Consider the following 13,412-nt stretch of genomic DNA (forward strand, 5'->3'; position numbering starts at 1 on the left):
TCGTCGAGTCGGGTATGACACGGCCATGAACCGAGACGGTTCGACGACGACCGGCGACGCCAAGGACCCCGGCACGACGCCCGAACCGGCCGCCAACGACGGCTACGACCACGAGCGCGTCGAGCGCGAGTACCAGACCGCGTGGCGCGACGCGGACGTGTTCGAAGCACCCGACGACCCGGACCCGGCGTCGGCGGCGTACGTGCTCGCGATGTTCCCCTACACCTCGGGCGAACTGCACATGGGGCACGTGCGGAACTACGCCATCACGGACGCCTACGCCCGATTCCGGCGGCTGCAGGGCGACGACGTCCTGCACCCGATGGGGTGGGACGCGTTCGGGCTGCCGGCGGAGAACGCCGCGCTCGCCGCTCGCGAGGACGACCCGGACGCCGACGTCGACCCCGAATCCTATACCAGGGAGTGCATCGCGTCGATGAAGGCCGCCTTCGAGGACCTGGGGATGGGCTTCGACTGGTCGCGCGAACTCGCGACCTGCGACCCCGATTACTACCGGTGGAACCAGTGGCTGTTCACCGAGTTCCGGGACGCCGGGCTCGTCGACCGCCGGGAGCGCGCGGTGAACTGGTGTCCGGACTGCGAGACCGTGCTCGCCGACGAACAGGTCGAGGAGGTCGGTGGCGGCGCGAACGCGACCGAGGTCTGCTGGCGGTGTGACACCGGAATCGAGGAACGAGACCTGGAGCAGTGGTTCTTCCGTATCACCGAGTACGCGGACGAACTCCTGGACGACCTCGACGCCCTCGACGACTGGCCGGCGAGCGTCCGCGACCAGCAACGCAACTGGATCGGGCGCACCGAGGGCGCCGCGGTCGACTTCGCCGTCTCGGTCCCGGGTGGCGAAGATGGCGACGGCGACGACGCCGACGACGAGCACGCCGTGACGGCGTTCACGACGCGCCTGGACACCATCCACGGCGCGACGTTCTTCGCGCTCGCCCCCGACCACCCGCTCGCCGAGGCGGCCGCCGAGCGCGACCCCGCGGTCCGCGAGTTCGTGGAGGAAGTCGCCGACCCCGAGGGCGACGAACCGCAAGGCGTGGCGACCGACATGACCGCCACCAATCCGGCGACGGGCGAGGAGATACCGGTCTACGTGGCGGACTTCGTCCTGAGCGACGTCGGAACTGGTGCGCTGATGGCGGTGCCGGGCCACGACGAGCGCGACCACGCGTTCGCGAGCGAGCACGACCTCCCCATCCGGCAGGTCGTCGCGCCCGCGCCGGACGACGACGCCGAACCCGCCGACGCCGACGACGTGGACGTCCAGGAGGCGGCGTTCACCGACGACGGCGTCCTCGTGAACAGCGGCGAGTACAGCGGGCTGGAGAGCCAGGCGGCGCGGGACGCGCTCGTCGACGACCTGCCGTCGGCCGCGTCCACGACCCAGTACCGTCTGCGGGACTGGGGGGTCTCCCGGCAGCGGTACTGGGGGACGCCCATCCCGATAGTGCACTGTCCGGACTGCGGACCGGTGTCGGTCCCCGAGGATGACCTGCCCGTCGAACTCCCCGAGTTCGTCGCGAGCACGGGGAACCCGCTGGACGCCGCCGACGAGTGGCGGGAGACGACGTGCCCGGACTGCGGCGGCCCCGCGGAGCGGGAGACTGACACGATGGACACGTTCGTGGACTCGTCGTGGTACTACGCGCGCTTCGCCGGCGGCGAGGACGCCGCCGACGCGGCGCCGTTCGACGCTGACGCCGCCGCACCGTGGCTGCCCGTCGACGAGTACGTCGGCGGGAGCGAGCACGCCGTCATGCACCTGCTGTACGCGCGGTTCGTCGCGAAGGCGCTGCGCGACCTCGGGCACCTCGACGTCGACGAGCCCTTCGAGGGGCTGACGACGCAGGGGATGGTGCTCGGGAGCGACGGCGCGAAGATGTCGAAGTCCGGGGACAACGGCGTGGCGCCCGAGCGCATCGTCCGCGAGTACGGCGCGGACACCGCTCGCGCGTTCGCCCTGGGGGCGGCCGAACCGGAGCGCGACTTCGCGTGGGACCCCGACGGCGTCGAGCGGCGACGACGGTTGCTCGACCGCGTGCATGCACTCGCCGAGGACGTCGCAGCGAGCGAGGGGGACGCTCCCGCGGGCGTCGACGCCGCCACCGCCGACCGCGACCCGTCGCCGACCGACGAGTACGTCGCTCGCGAGGTGGACGCGGCCGTCGAATCGGTCACGGCGGCGTACGACGCGATGCGGTTCGACCGCGCGCTCCGGGACGTCGACGCGCTCGTGTCGCTGCTCGCGCGGTACCGGGACGAGGCGGCCGCCGACGCTGGGGTGCTCGCTCGCGGGGCGTCCGTGGTCGTTCGCGTCCTCGCACCCGTCGCGCCGCACGTCTGCGAGGACGCGTGGAGCGCGCTGCAGGGGACCGCGGTCGCCGGCGACAGCGGCGAATTCGTCGCGACCGCGCCGTGGCCGGTCGTCGAGCGCGACGTCGACGACCACGACGCCGCGTCCCGGTTCGTGGAGCGCACGCGCGAGGACGTCCGGGACATCGTCGACACCGCCGGTATCGACGACCCCGAGCGTATCGTGGTCGTCGTCGCACCCGAGTGGACGTACGACGCGCTCGCGCTCGCTCGCGACGCGGTCGGCGACGACGGCGGCCGACCCGGCGAGGTGACGAGCGCCGTCATGCAGGACGCCGCGATGCGCGAGCGCGGTGACGCCGCGGCCGAGTACGCTCGCGACCTCGCCGACGGCGGGACGCTCCCGGCGAACCTCGGCGCGGCACGCGAACGCGCGGCGCTGGAGCGGGCCGCGTGGCTGCTCGAACGCGAGTTCGGCGCGGCTATCGTCGTCCACGCGGCGGACGAGGCCAGCGACGACCTCGCTGGGCGAGCGCGGCCCGGGCGGCCAGCCATCCACGTCGACTGACTCGACGCCCACCCGGCCGAGTCGGCCGATTCCGCGAGCCACCCAGATGCCTCGACCGCTCGGGCGTGCTAGCATTCCTCACTATACTTTCTTGTCGCCCGGGTAGAATTTTCGGTCGAGAGGTCCACGAAAGATGACAGACGACGCGACGGCGGCGGCCCGAGTTGAATCGCTCGCTGACCCCGAGGCGCTCCACGAGCGCGAAGACGTGCCGTACGAGGAGGACGAACGCGACCTGCCGGCCGAGAAGTTCGAGGCGCTCCGCGAGCGCTACGAGCAACTCGCGGGCGTCACCCAGTTCGGTATCACGAACGACGACGGCGGGGTCCTCCTCGCCGGGGACGAGTCCTACGCGCCGCTCGGGGGGAACGTGCGCCCCGACGACGACTGGGTCGCTGCGACCGAGCGTGCCGCCAGCGCGCTCTTCGCGGTCGACGTGCGCGTCGACCACCCGACGATGGTCGAACGGACCGTGTTCCGGCACGAGGACGACCCAGACCGGGCATTCGTCGCCGACAGCGTCCTCTTCGAGGCGAGCGTCGTCCCGACCGACGACGGGCGCGTCGACTCGTTCCTCGCGACGCCGTCGTTCGTCGACGACCTCGACCACCCGATGTACGGCGGCGACGAGACGACCCTCGCGTGGTTCGACGCGGTCACGGACGACGTCCACGAGAACCACCGCGGCCACGTCGAGCGCTTCCTCGACTGACTCCGGCGTCCGGTCGCCCGCCGGGACTAAGTGTGGTGCCGGCGAGCTCCAGCTCGTGGGCGAGTTCGCGCGCACGCTCCAGACCGCCGTCCGCGACGGCCTCGCGGCCCGGACGACCGGGTTCGCGTGGCACGAGGAGTACGACGTCGGCGGTACCCCGGTCGACGTCGCCGGCGTCTCCGACGAGAGCGACGGCGACCGAGGACGCGGCGGCGACCCGGCGCACGACGACGGCGCGACTGGCGAGGCCGCCGCGACCGTGCTCGTCGCGGTGGAACTCGAGGTTCGGCGCGCGGACCCGGCGAACAACACCGTGAAACTCCTGCGAGCGCTCGAGAACGGCGTGCTCGACCGGTTCGATCGCGTCGTCGTCTGCCAGGTCTTCTCCGCGTACTACGACCTCGCGAGGGGTGGCGTGAGCACGAAACGCGAGAACGCGACGTTCGTCGGGCGACTCGCCGCCGACGCACACGAGCACGTCGCCTACCACGCCATCGACCTCCCCGTCGACCCGCCCAAGCGCGGGAACGACCCGGCTGAGGGATGGGAGGCGGGCGTCCAGGAGGCCGTCAGAACGGTTGCATCTGTCCTCGACAGCGGCGACGCTAGTTGATGTCGATGCTGTGCCCGTCGACCTCGTCGGTCGCCTTCGGGAGCGTGACGGTGAGTGTCCCGTTGTTGTACGTCGCGGCGATCTCGTCCTCGACGACCGGGTCCGGTACCCGGACGACTCGACTCGCGGATTCGCTGCGCTCGCGGTGGACGTACGTGCCGGCGTCCTCGTCTGTCTCCTCTGATTCCTCCTCGCGCGAGGCGTCGATGCGGAGGTCGCCGTCGGCGAACGTCAGGTCGATGTCGTCGACGGCGTACCCGGGGAGGTCCGCGACGACGGTGTACTCGTCGCCGTGATCCTGCATGTCCACGGGGACGGCGTTGAACTCGCCGAGGTCGCCGGTCTCGAGTTGGCGGCTCATCCGGTCGAACATGTCCTCCAGTTCGTCGAAGGGATTCCGTCGCATGACAGAGGACAGTTCGACGCCGGGCGACATAAATCTCTTCCCGCGAACCGTTCGAGCGCCGGCGGCGTCACGACACGGCTGACGCGGCCGCGGGCGGCGTCACGACACGATCGTAGCGGCAGCCGGAGCCGTCACGACACGACGGTCTTCACGTCGTACGACCCGAGTTCGCGCACCCAGCCGTTCTCGCAGAGGTCGCGGACGACCGCCAGTGCCTCCTGGGTGCGGTCCTCGTAGAGCCCGCCCTCGACGTCGAGGTGGAAGCAGTAGTCGCCGAGGCGCTCGCCGCTCGGCCGGGACTCGACGCGCGTGAGGTTCACGTCCCGCTCCGCGAACGGCTCCAGGAGTTCCAGGAGCAGCCCCGGGTAGTTCGCGTTCGGGTACACGACGAACGTCGACTTCCCGCCCGCCTCGGACTTCTCGCCGGGGCCCGCGATGACGAAGAACCGCGTCGCGTTCGACGTCCGGTCCTGGACGTCCTCGGCGAGCACGCGCAGCGCGCCCTCGCCGGGTTCGTCGTCGGCGTTGTCGGGGTGGGCGATGGCGGCGACCGACGGGTCCTCGCGAGCGCGCTCGACGCCCGTCGCGGTCGACGCCACCGCCTCCTGGTGGACGTCCGGGTACGCGTCTTCGAGGAACCCCCGGCACTGCGCGAGCGCCTGCGGGTGACTCGCCACCACGTCGAAGGCGTCTCGCTGGGCGAGCAACGCGTGCTTGATCGGCGTCACGACCTCCTGCGTGACGGCGACGTCGTAGTCCGCGAGCGCGTCCAGCGTCTCCGTCACCGACCCCTCGATGGAGTTCTCGATCGGGACCACGCCCCGGTCCGCGTCCCCGGACGCGACCGCCTCCACGATGCTCGTCACGGACTCGCGGAACGACACGTCGCCGTCGCTGACGGCGCGCGCAGCGCGATGCGAGTACGTCCCCGACGGACCGAGCGTCACAGTCGACATACGCCCCGCTACCGCGGCGGGCGAGAAAAGCCCGTCGGGGCCGACAGGATTGACCGGCGGACCCGACGCGAGTGCCCGAGGAGAGGCGGTCACCGCTTCCGAGAGCGCGTCCTAGGCGACGCCAGCGGCGCGTTCCCGGAGTTCCGTCGCCCAACCGTCGAATATCTCGTCGACCATCGAGGGCGCTCGCGACGCCAGCACTTTCGAGACGAGCCACCCGACCGGCCCGTACTTCGTGTCGTAGTCGAACGCCACCGTGACCCGAGTCCCGTCACCGGTCGACTCGAGCCGCCACTCGCCCTCGAACCGCGAGAAGAACCGACGATGGAAGCCGCTCGACGCGACGTCGACCGCCATCCCGAACCCCTCGCCGTCCGTCCAGTACGTCGCCGCCTCCGTCCACTCGTTCCCGTCCGTGTCGACGCACCGACGGACCGTGTCCCCACCGGTGCCCTCCAGGACCTCCACCACGTCGAGGTTCGGCGCGACGCGCTGGTAGACGTCCGGGTCGCTGACGACAGCCCAGACGGCCGCTCGCGGTGCATCGTACGTCCGGTCGAACGAGAGCTGAGGCATGAGAGAACCGGTTCGTGCTACGCTCCGTGCCGAGATGAACGTACGGTGACTGGACGAACCGCGCGTCCAACCTCCAGGGGCGCCTCGACGACGACAGAATCAGGGACGCCAGAACCGGTTACGGCAGCGCTAGCGTGTGGCTCAAGCGTCGTCCTCGACGCCGCCCGCCGGAGCGTTCTCGCGTTCCGCGTCCGACCGCCCCTCGCCAGCGTCAGCCTCGCGGAACGCGAACGCGAGCGCGAGGAACACGACGCCGAGCGTGACGAACGTCGACCACACGATACCGCCAGCGACCGTCGAGGAGGCGACGCCGACCGCGAGGAACGCGACGCCGACAGCGAGGAACGCCTTGTTCATGGCCCGAGTTGGTTCGACGGACGCATAGCCGTTGCGTCGACGGTCGCGACCGGCAACCACCCGCCACGGGCCGCCGGTGCGCGAGCGTTTTTCGCGCTGGCCGCCGAACCCGAGCGCATGGATGTCGTTCCAGAAGCCGCGGTCGAGAGCACCGAAGCGGTCGACGACGTACACTTGAAACTCCTCGCGGGCGGAGAGCACGCTAACGTCCAGCACTTCCGCATCGACCCGGGCGCGGTCGTCCCCGAACACAGCCACCCGAACGAACAGCTCGGCTACGTCGTCTCGGGGACGCTCGAGTTCCACGTCGACGGCGAGACGAGGACCGTCGAACCCGGCGACTCGTACGTCCTCGCCGGCGACGAACCCCACGGCGCCGAGAACACCGGCGACGAACCAGCCGTCGGCATCGAGGTGTTCGCGCCACCGCGAGAGAACCCCGACTGGCGGAACTGACGGAGGGGTCGCCGCGTCCACCGACTGTCGTCGCGCTCAGTTCACCGCCTTCGAGAGCTCCGCGCCCGCCTTGAACTTCACGACGTTCTTCGCGGCGATCTGGATCTCCTTCCCCGTCTGGGGGTTGCGTCCCGTCCGCGCGGACCGCTTCGAGATGCTGAACGCGCCGAAGCCCGGCAGCGAGAGGGTGCCGTCGCGTTTCAGGACTGTCGCGGCGGCGACTGGGAACGCGTCGAGGAACGCCCGCGCCGCCTCCGGCGAGAGCCGCGCTTCGGCAGCGAGGTCGTCGGCATCTATCGGACAGCCGTCGACGGGGTCGCAGGAGCCGTCGCGGCCGCGTCGGCGCTTGCGCCGTGCACGATGCCGGCGTTCGTCGCCCGCGCCCGGGACGAGGTCGAGCGCGGCGGCGAGTTCGTCGCCGCACCGGAACCCCACCACGTTCGTGGTCGCCCCACCGGTTCGCTTGCCGGTCTGGGGGTTCCGGCCCGTTCGCGCCGACCGCTTCGAGATGCTGAACGACCCGAATCCCCGCCACGCGAGGCGGTCGCCTTTCTTCAGCGCCTTCGTGGTCGCGGCGACGAACCCGTCGAGCGCGCGCTTCGAATCCGCCTTCGACAACCCGCTCTCCGTCGCGATGGCCTCGACCAGTTCCGGCCGCTCGCCCGCTGCGACCTGGCCCGTCGCCGCCGGCAGTCCGAACCCGAGGACGACTGCCGCCCCGACGCCTCGCCGGAGGACGGTGCGACGCGAGACGCTATCCTGATCGATGGTATCGTGCTTCACGCTGTCCAGTCGCGCCATAGAACGATAAGTATAGCAGGCGTATCCGCAGCAATCCGGGCAGTTACCGGTTGAGCGTGTGGATGGCGTGCCCGAGCGCGTTCTCGGCGGCCTCCATCACGGCCTCGGCGAGCGTCGGGTGCGTGTGCACGGTCGACGCGACGTCCTCGAGGGTCGCGCCCATCTCGATGGCGAGCGAGAGTTCGGCGACGAGTTCGCTCGCTTCCGGGCCGACGATCTGCGCGCCGAGGATGAACCCGCTGGGTTCGTCGGCGACGATGCGGACGAACCCGTCCGTCTCGCCGGTGGTGAGCGCGCGCCCGCTCGCCTGGAACGGGAACTTCCCGACCGCTGGCTCGAAGCCCTGTTCTTCGGCCTCGGCCTCGGTGAGCCCGACGGTCCCGATCTCGGGTTCGGTGAACACCGCGGCGGGCATCGCCTGGTAGTCCACGGCCGACGGCTCGCCCGCGACGACCTCCGCGGCGACCTGCCCTTCCTTCGAGCCCTTGTGCGCGAGCATCGGTTCGCCGGCGACGTCGCCGACCGCCATGATGTGCTCGACGTCCGTGCGGCAGCGGTCGTCCGTCTCCAGGAACCCCTGCTCGTTCGGTTCCAGGCCCGCCGCTTCGAGGTTCAGGGTGTCAGTGACCGGCGAGCGGCCGACGGCGACGAGGACCTTGTCCGCCTCGAGTTCCAGCGCTTCGGCCTCGTCCTCGGCCTCCGCGGCCTGGCCGCCGTCCGCAGCGGCGGGGCTCGCGGTGACGACGATGCCGTCGTCGGTCTCCTCCCAGTCGCTCGCGGAGTACCCGAAGTGGAACTCCACGCCGAGGTCCTTCGCGTGCTTCTTCACGACCCGGCTGACGTCGGCCTCGTACGGCGGGAGGACGTCGTCGAGCATCTCGACCACGGTGACGTCCGTGCCGAGCTTCGCGTACACCGACGCGAGCTCCATGCCGATGTAGCCCGCGCCGACGACGACGAGTTCGTCCGGCACCGACTCCAGGCTGAGCGCGTGCTCGCTCGAGAGGACGTGCTCGCCGTCGAACTCGAACCCCGGAATCTGGATGGGGCGCGAACCCGTCGCGACGATGCAGTGCTCGAAGTCCAGGCTCTCGGAGCCCTGGCCTTCGCCGCCGTGAACGATACGCACGGAGTTCTCGCCGGAGAACTCCGCGGTCCCCTCGATGAGGTTCACGCCGTTCGCCTTACAGAGCTTCTCGACGCCCCCGGTGAGGTTGTCGACGACGTCGTCCTTCCAGGACATCATCTGGGTCATGTCGACCGCCGGGTTCGCGTGGATACCCATCTCCTCGGCGTTCGCCGCGTCGTGCTTCAAACTCGTCGCGGTGATGAGCGCCTTCGAGGGGATGCACCCGCGGTTCAGGCACGCGCCACCGTACGCGTCCTTCTCGACGAGCGTGACGTCGAGCCCGAGCTGTCCCGCGCGGATCGCCGCGACGTACCCGCCGGGGCCCGCGCCGATTACGAGGAGGTCCGTGCCAGTTGTGACGTCTCCAACGACCATATCGATACCACCGCCAGCAGGCATAAGAAACCCCAAGTATTGCCAGCGCCGTGGTTCGCCGTTCCACGACGCGCACTCCGCCGACGAAGTCGGTGCCGCGAGAGAAGCGTTTTGTTCGTCGCGGTTCGACGTGTACGCATGCGTCGACGAACCGTCGTCGCCAGCGCCTTCGGCGGGGTCGGACTCGCGAGCTGTAGCTCGTTTGCCGAGCGCGAACCGCCGGTCGGACTCGGTCGCATCCGGTTGGTGAACGCGACCGACGACGTGATCGAGGTCGTCGTGACCGTCGAGCGCGAGGGACGACGCGTCCACGAGGACGCGTTCGAGCTCGAATACCGCGGCGTGCGCGAGGTCGTCGACGAGACCATGGGTCACCGAGTGCCCTACGCCGTCACCGTCTCCGTCCCGGGAGACTCACGCGCCGGAACGACGTCGTGGGAGCGTCTCGACTCGCTCGTCTCGAACTGGGGGGACATGACCTGCTACGAGCTCTCGTTCACGGTCGACACCGACGAGATAACCACCGCGTTCAACGCCGACGGCGTCGAGTGTCCGAGCTGAACGCTCGTGGACGCTCAGTCGTCGCCGGGGCGCGTGAGCGTCGAGTGCGGCGGCGGCAGGAGGAGTTCGCTGTCGGGGTGCTCGTCGCGCCACGCGCCCCACGTCGACATCTCGAACGCGCGAACGCGGAGCCGTTCCTCGCGCTGCGGGCCGCAGATCGCTTGTCCGAGTAGCTGCGACCAGTAGGATTCGGTGGCGCGGTCGTACATGACGAGGTTCGCGGTCGGACTCACGCCCTCCGCGCGGTCGCTCTTCACGCGCTCGTCCGCCTCGCTCGCCGCCGCCCAGATCCGCGGGGGCTGCCAGAGCGTCCCCGTCACGTCGAACACGGTCGGTTCCCCGGCGACGGTTCGGTCGGCGACGAACCCGCTCCGACACAGCGGACAGAACGACACCAGGAGCGGTCCGCCGAAGTCGTCGTTCACGATCTCGTTCACGGCGAGAATCGACAGCGGGTACGCTCGTGCCCGACCATCTGGGAGCGCGACGCCGACGACGGCCGAACCGTCCGTGACCGGCCGGTACGGCGGGCCGACGTCGTCGGGCCACTCCGTTCCGAACGCCGGCCGCTCGATGGCGACGATGTCGCTGTCGCCGATGGGGCGCTCGCAGACGTCCGCGGGGCGGCCCGTCGCAGCCAGCGAATAATCGACGACGCCGTCGGTCGCGTCACCGTCATCTGGTCCATCCGCGCCGGCCGCCGCGTCCGCCAGGTCGCCCGAGCGCGTGAGCGCGCCGCGACACCCGGCGGTCGCGACGACGCCCGTCCCGAGCGCGGCGAGCAACTGGCGGCGGCGAGTCATACCCGGAGAAACGACGTGTGGCGAGTTAACGTGCCCGCGGCTGTGCGAGTTCCGAGCACGGGCAGCGCAGGTGCTCCCCGTTCGGAACGTCCACGAAAACTGCCGCCGCGTCGCCCGGTCGCGCAGACCGTCGAAGGTGGGTCCGCGAGCCGCCCGAGACTACTCCAGCAGGAGCAGTTCGGGGTTCTCGAGGTACTTCTTGACCTCGTTCGTGAACCGTGCGCCGTCCGCGCCGTCGATGATGCGGTGGTCGAACGACAGCGAGAGCGTGAGGACGTGCCGGATCTCGATGGAGTCCTCGCCGTTCTCGTCGGTCATCACGCGCGGCTTCTTCTTGATCTCGCCGAGCGCGAGGATGGCGCTCTCGGGGTGGTTGATGATCGGCGTGGCGTACTCGCCGCCGATGCCGCCGATGTTCGTGATGGTGAACGTCCCACCGCGCATCTCGTCGATGCTGATGGTGCGGTCGCGCGCCTTCTGGACCTTCTCGTTCATCTCCGAGGAGAGCTGGAGGAGGCCCTTCCGGTCGGCCGCATCGATGACGGGCACCATGAGGCCGGCCTCGGTCGCGGTGGCGACCCCGATGTTGTAGTAGTGCTTCGTGACGAGTTCCTCGTTCTCCTCGTCGAGCGAGACGTTCATCTGCGGGTACTCCTTGAGCGCCGCGACGACCGCCTTCATCACGAACGGCATGTACGTCAGGCGGATGCCGCGCTCCTCGGCCTCGCCCTTGAGGCGCTTGCGGGTCTCCACGAGCTCGGTGACGTCGACCTCGTCGTGGTGGGTGACGTGGGGCGCGGTGTACTTCGAGTTCGCCATCGCGTCCCCGATGGTCTTCCGGACGCCCTTGTACGGCTCGCGCGTCTCGCGCTGGCCGTCGGCGCCCATCGACTCGCCCGCCGCCATCGCGCCGGCGTCGGCCTCCTGAGCCTGCTGCATCGCTTCCGCGTACTCCGTGACCGCTTCGGGCGTGACGAACGCCTCGCCGTCGCGGGTCTCGTCGGTCGGGACGTCGTCGATGTCGACGCCCTTCTCGTCGGCGAGCTTCCGCGTCGCCGGCGCCGCGAGCGTCTTCTCGCGACCCGCCGCCTCGACGCCCTGCGGGGACGGTGCGCTCTGCGTCGTCTGCGCCGACTGCGCGCTCGCCGTGCTGCCGCCCGCGGCCGCCCCGCCGGCGTCGCCGCTCTCGGCGGTCGCGGGCTCCGCGGACTCCTCCGCGGCCGCATCGTCCGCCTCGCCAGCGTCGGCGTGCGCCTGGACGTCCGCGTCCGTCACGCGACCGCTCGGGCCCGTGCCGTCGACCTGCGAGATGTCGACGCCGAGTTCCCGGGCGAGCTTCCGCGCGCTCGGCGGCGCGAACACGCGCCCCTCGGGCGTCTCGACCTCCTCGGTCTCGCCAGCGTCCGCGCTGGCCGCAGCGTCGTCGCCGGCGTCCGCGGCAGCCGATTCGGCGTCGGCGTCCGCGGCGGCGTCCGCGCTCGAACTCGTGTCGTCGAGGTCGTCCTGGCCTTCGACGTTGTACACCATGATGACGTTCCCGACCGGCACCATCTCGCCCTCCTCGGCGAGCAGTTCCTTCACGGTGCCGTTGTACGGCGACGGAACGTCGACGAGCGCCTTGTCCGTCTCGACCTTCGCGACCGCCTGGTCCTCCTCGACGGTGTCGCCGGGCTCGACGAGCCACTCAACCAGTTCCCCCTCGGCGACCCCTTCGCCGACGTCGGGGAGCTTGAATTCCTGGGGCATCTTAGAAACTCACCGCGTCGCGGATGCCCTTCTTGATGCGCGCCGGCTCCGGGAGGTAGTAATCCTCGAGCGCGTACAGCGGGAACGGCGTGTCGAACCCGGTGATGCGCTCCACGGGCGCCTCCTGGTACATCAAGGCCTCCTCCTGGATGATGCTCGCGATTTCGCCACCGAGACCACCGGATTTCGGGGCCTCGTGGACGACCGCCGCACGACCCGTCTTCTTGAAGGACTCCACGATGGTGTCCTTGTCCAGCGGCGACATCGAACGCAGGTCGACGACCTCCGCGTCGATACCGTTCTCCTCCGCGAGCTCTTCGGCGGCCTCCATCGTCGGGCGCGTCATGGCGCCCCACGTGAACACCGAGATGTCGCTCCCTTCGCGACGCACCGCCGCCTCGCCGAGGGGAACCTCGTAGGAGTCGTCCGGGACCTCCTCGCGGAACGCCCGGTAGATGAGCTTCGGTTCGAGGAACACGACCGGGTCCGGGTCGCGGATCGCCGCGATGAGCATCCCCTTCGCGTCGTAGGGCGTGCTCGGGATCTGGACCTTGAGGCCGGGCTGGTGCGCGAACATCGCCTCCGTCGACTCGGAGTGATGCTCGGGCGCGCGGATACCGCCACCGTAGGGCGCGCGGATGACCATCTGCGCGGTGAACCGGCCGCGACTCCGCGTGCGGAGGCGCGCGGCGTGACTCACGATCTGGTCGAACGCCGGATAGATGAAGCCCAGGAACTGGATCTCCGGCACGGGCTTCAGGCCGTACGCGGCCATCCCGATGGCGGTGCCGACGATGCCGGCCTCGGCGAGCGGCGTGTCGATGACGCGGTCCTCGCCGAACTCCTCGTAGAGCCCGTCGGTCGCGCGGAACACGCCGCCGTTCTTCCCGACGTCCTCGCCCATCACGAGCACGTCCTCGTCGTCGCGCATCTCGCTCTGCAGGCCGTCGCGGACGGCCTGTACGAGCGTCAGGTTCTCCGTCTCACCGTCGATGTCTTGTGCTTGCTGACTCATG

The 13,412-nt window shown here is 70.2% G+C and carries 14 protein-coding genes; 5 read left to right on the forward strand and 9 right to left on the reverse strand.

Annotation, left to right across the window (positions count from 1 at the left end):
• Positions 1-25 precede the first annotated feature (25 nt).
• The 3 genes from leuS (at position 26) to VYJ16_RS06475 (ending at position 4,230) form a co-directional block, all read left to right on the forward strand.
• Entirely contained in the window at positions 26-2,905 is a 2,880-nt protein-coding gene (leuS, locus tag VYJ16_RS06465) for a leucine--tRNA ligase (protein ID WP_336349477.1), read from the forward strand.
• A gap of 133 nt (positions 2,906-3,038) precedes the next feature.
• Positions 3,039-3,617, forward strand: a complete 579-nt coding sequence (locus VYJ16_RS06470) for a hypothetical protein (protein ID WP_336349478.1) — start codon at positions 3,039-3,041, stop codon at positions 3,615-3,617.
• A 55-nt stretch (positions 3,618-3,672) separates the two neighbouring features.
• Positions 3,673-4,230, forward strand: coding sequence for a hypothetical protein (locus VYJ16_RS06475; protein ID WP_336349479.1), 558 nt, complete (start codon positions 3,673-3,675; stop codon positions 4,228-4,230).
• On the opposite strand, the gene VYJ16_RS06480 is transcribed toward VYJ16_RS06475, so the two are convergent.
• The 4 genes from VYJ16_RS06480 to VYJ16_RS06495 form a co-directional block, all read right to left on the reverse strand.
• On the reverse strand, positions 4,223-4,636 hold the full coding sequence (locus tag VYJ16_RS06480) for an Hsp20/alpha crystallin family protein (RefSeq protein WP_336349480.1): 414 nt from the start codon (positions 4,634-4,636) through the stop codon (positions 4,223-4,225). The genes VYJ16_RS06475 and VYJ16_RS06480 overlap by 8 nt on opposite strands.
• A 131-nt stretch (positions 4,637-4,767) precedes the next feature.
• A complete protein-coding gene (gene pheA / locus VYJ16_RS06485; protein ID WP_336349481.1) occupies positions 4,768-5,592 on the reverse strand; it encodes a prephenate dehydratase in 825 nt (274 codons plus the stop codon).
• A 111-nt stretch (positions 5,593-5,703) separates the two neighbouring features.
• Positions 5,704-6,168, reverse strand: a complete 465-nt coding sequence (locus tag VYJ16_RS06490) for an SRPBCC family protein (RefSeq protein ID WP_336349482.1) — start codon at positions 6,166-6,168, stop codon at positions 5,704-5,706.
• 141 nt (positions 6,169-6,309) lie between these two features.
• Entirely contained in the window at positions 6,310-6,525 is a 216-nt protein-coding gene (locus VYJ16_RS06495; RefSeq protein WP_336349483.1) for a hypothetical protein, read from the reverse strand.
• Positions 6,526-6,642: 117 nt separating this feature from the next.
• Here VYJ16_RS06495 and VYJ16_RS06500 point away from each other — a divergent pair, with 117 nt between their 5' ends.
• Complete coding sequence (locus VYJ16_RS06500; protein WP_336349484.1) at positions 6,643-6,981, forward strand: cupin domain-containing protein; 339 nt, start codon at positions 6,643-6,645, stop codon at positions 6,979-6,981.
• Between the two features lie 36 nt (positions 6,982-7,017).
• On the opposite strand, the gene VYJ16_RS06505 is transcribed toward VYJ16_RS06500, so the two are convergent.
• On the reverse strand, positions 7,018-7,764 hold the full coding sequence (locus tag VYJ16_RS06505) for an HU family DNA-binding protein (protein WP_336349485.1): 747 nt from the start codon (positions 7,762-7,764) through the stop codon (positions 7,018-7,020).
• A 61-nt stretch (positions 7,765-7,825) separates the two neighbouring features.
• On the reverse strand, positions 7,826-9,286 hold the full coding sequence (lpdA, locus tag VYJ16_RS06510) for a dihydrolipoyl dehydrogenase (protein WP_336349486.1): 1,461 nt from the start codon (positions 9,284-9,286) through the stop codon (positions 7,826-7,828).
• Between the two features lie 138 nt (positions 9,287-9,424).
• Between lpdA and VYJ16_RS06515 the strand changes: the two genes are divergently transcribed.
• Positions 9,425-9,847 (forward strand): hypothetical protein, encoded by a 423-nt coding sequence (locus VYJ16_RS06515; RefSeq protein ID WP_336349487.1) that lies wholly within the window; start codon positions 9,425-9,427, stop codon positions 9,845-9,847.
• A 14-nt stretch (positions 9,848-9,861) separates the two neighbouring features.
• On the opposite strand, the gene VYJ16_RS06520 is transcribed toward VYJ16_RS06515, so the two are convergent.
• The 3 genes from VYJ16_RS06520 to VYJ16_RS06530 all read right to left on the reverse strand — a co-directional run bounded on the left by VYJ16_RS06520 (position 9,862) and on the right by VYJ16_RS06530 (position 13,411).
• Positions 9,862-10,650, reverse strand: coding sequence for a DUF3179 domain-containing (seleno)protein (locus VYJ16_RS06520; RefSeq protein WP_336349488.1), 789 nt, complete (start codon positions 10,648-10,650; stop codon positions 9,862-9,864).
• Between the two features lie 159 nt (positions 10,651-10,809).
• Entirely contained in the window at positions 10,810-12,396 is a 1,587-nt protein-coding gene (locus VYJ16_RS06525) for a 2-oxo acid dehydrogenase subunit E2 (RefSeq protein ID WP_336349489.1), read from the reverse strand.
• A 1-nt stretch (position 12,397) separates the two neighbouring features.
• On the reverse strand, positions 12,398-13,411 hold the full coding sequence (locus VYJ16_RS06530; protein WP_336349490.1) for an alpha-ketoacid dehydrogenase subunit beta: 1,014 nt from the start codon (positions 13,409-13,411) through the stop codon (positions 12,398-12,400).
• Position 13,412: the final 1 nt, after the last annotated feature.

Origin of the sequence: Halorubellus litoreus (assembly GCF_037081675.1) — an archaeon.
GTDB classification, from domain to species: Archaea; Halobacteriota; Halobacteria; order Halobacteriales; family Natrialbaceae; genus Halorubellus; species Halorubellus litoreus.

Excerpts from the sequence above, each read along its gene's own strand:
- VYJ16_RS06520 (WP_336349488.1), bottom strand. The coding sequence starts at position 10,650 with ATGACTCGCCGCCGCCAGTTGCTCGCCGCGCTCGGGACGGGCGTCGTC.
- VYJ16_RS06480 (WP_336349480.1), bottom strand. The coding sequence starts at position 4,636 with ATGCGACGGAATCCCTTCGACGAACTGGAGGACATGTTCGACCGGATG.
- VYJ16_RS06495 (WP_336349483.1), bottom strand. The coding sequence starts at position 6,525 with ATGAACAAGGCGTTCCTCGCTGTCGGCGTCGCGTTCCTCGCGGTCGGC.
- leuS (WP_336349477.1), top strand. The coding sequence starts at position 26 with ATGAACCGAGACGGTTCGACGACGACCGGCGACGCCAAGGACCCCGGC.
- lpdA (WP_336349486.1), bottom strand. The coding sequence starts at position 9,286 with ATGGTCGTTGGAGACGTCACAACTGGCACGGACCTCCTCGTAATCGGC.
- VYJ16_RS06525 (WP_336349489.1), bottom strand. The coding sequence starts at position 12,396 with ATGCCCCAGGAATTCAAGCTCCCCGACGTCGGCGAAGGGGTCGCCGAG.
- VYJ16_RS06490 (WP_336349482.1), bottom strand. The coding sequence starts at position 6,168 with ATGCCTCAGCTCTCGTTCGACCGGACGTACGATGCACCGCGAGCGGCC.
- VYJ16_RS06515 (WP_336349487.1), top strand. The coding sequence starts at position 9,425 with ATGCGTCGACGAACCGTCGTCGCCAGCGCCTTCGGCGGGGTCGGACTC.
- VYJ16_RS06530 (WP_336349490.1), bottom strand. The coding sequence starts at position 13,411 with ATGAGTCAGCAAGCACAAGACATCGACGGTGAGACGGAGAACCTGACG.
- VYJ16_RS06470 (WP_336349478.1), top strand. The coding sequence starts at position 3,039 with ATGACAGACGACGCGACGGCGGCGGCCCGAGTTGAATCGCTCGCTGAC.
- pheA (WP_336349481.1), bottom strand. The coding sequence starts at position 5,592 with ATGTCGACTGTGACGCTCGGTCCGTCGGGGACGTACTCGCATCGCGCT.
- VYJ16_RS06500 (WP_336349484.1), top strand. The coding sequence starts at position 6,643 with ATGGATGTCGTTCCAGAAGCCGCGGTCGAGAGCACCGAAGCGGTCGAC.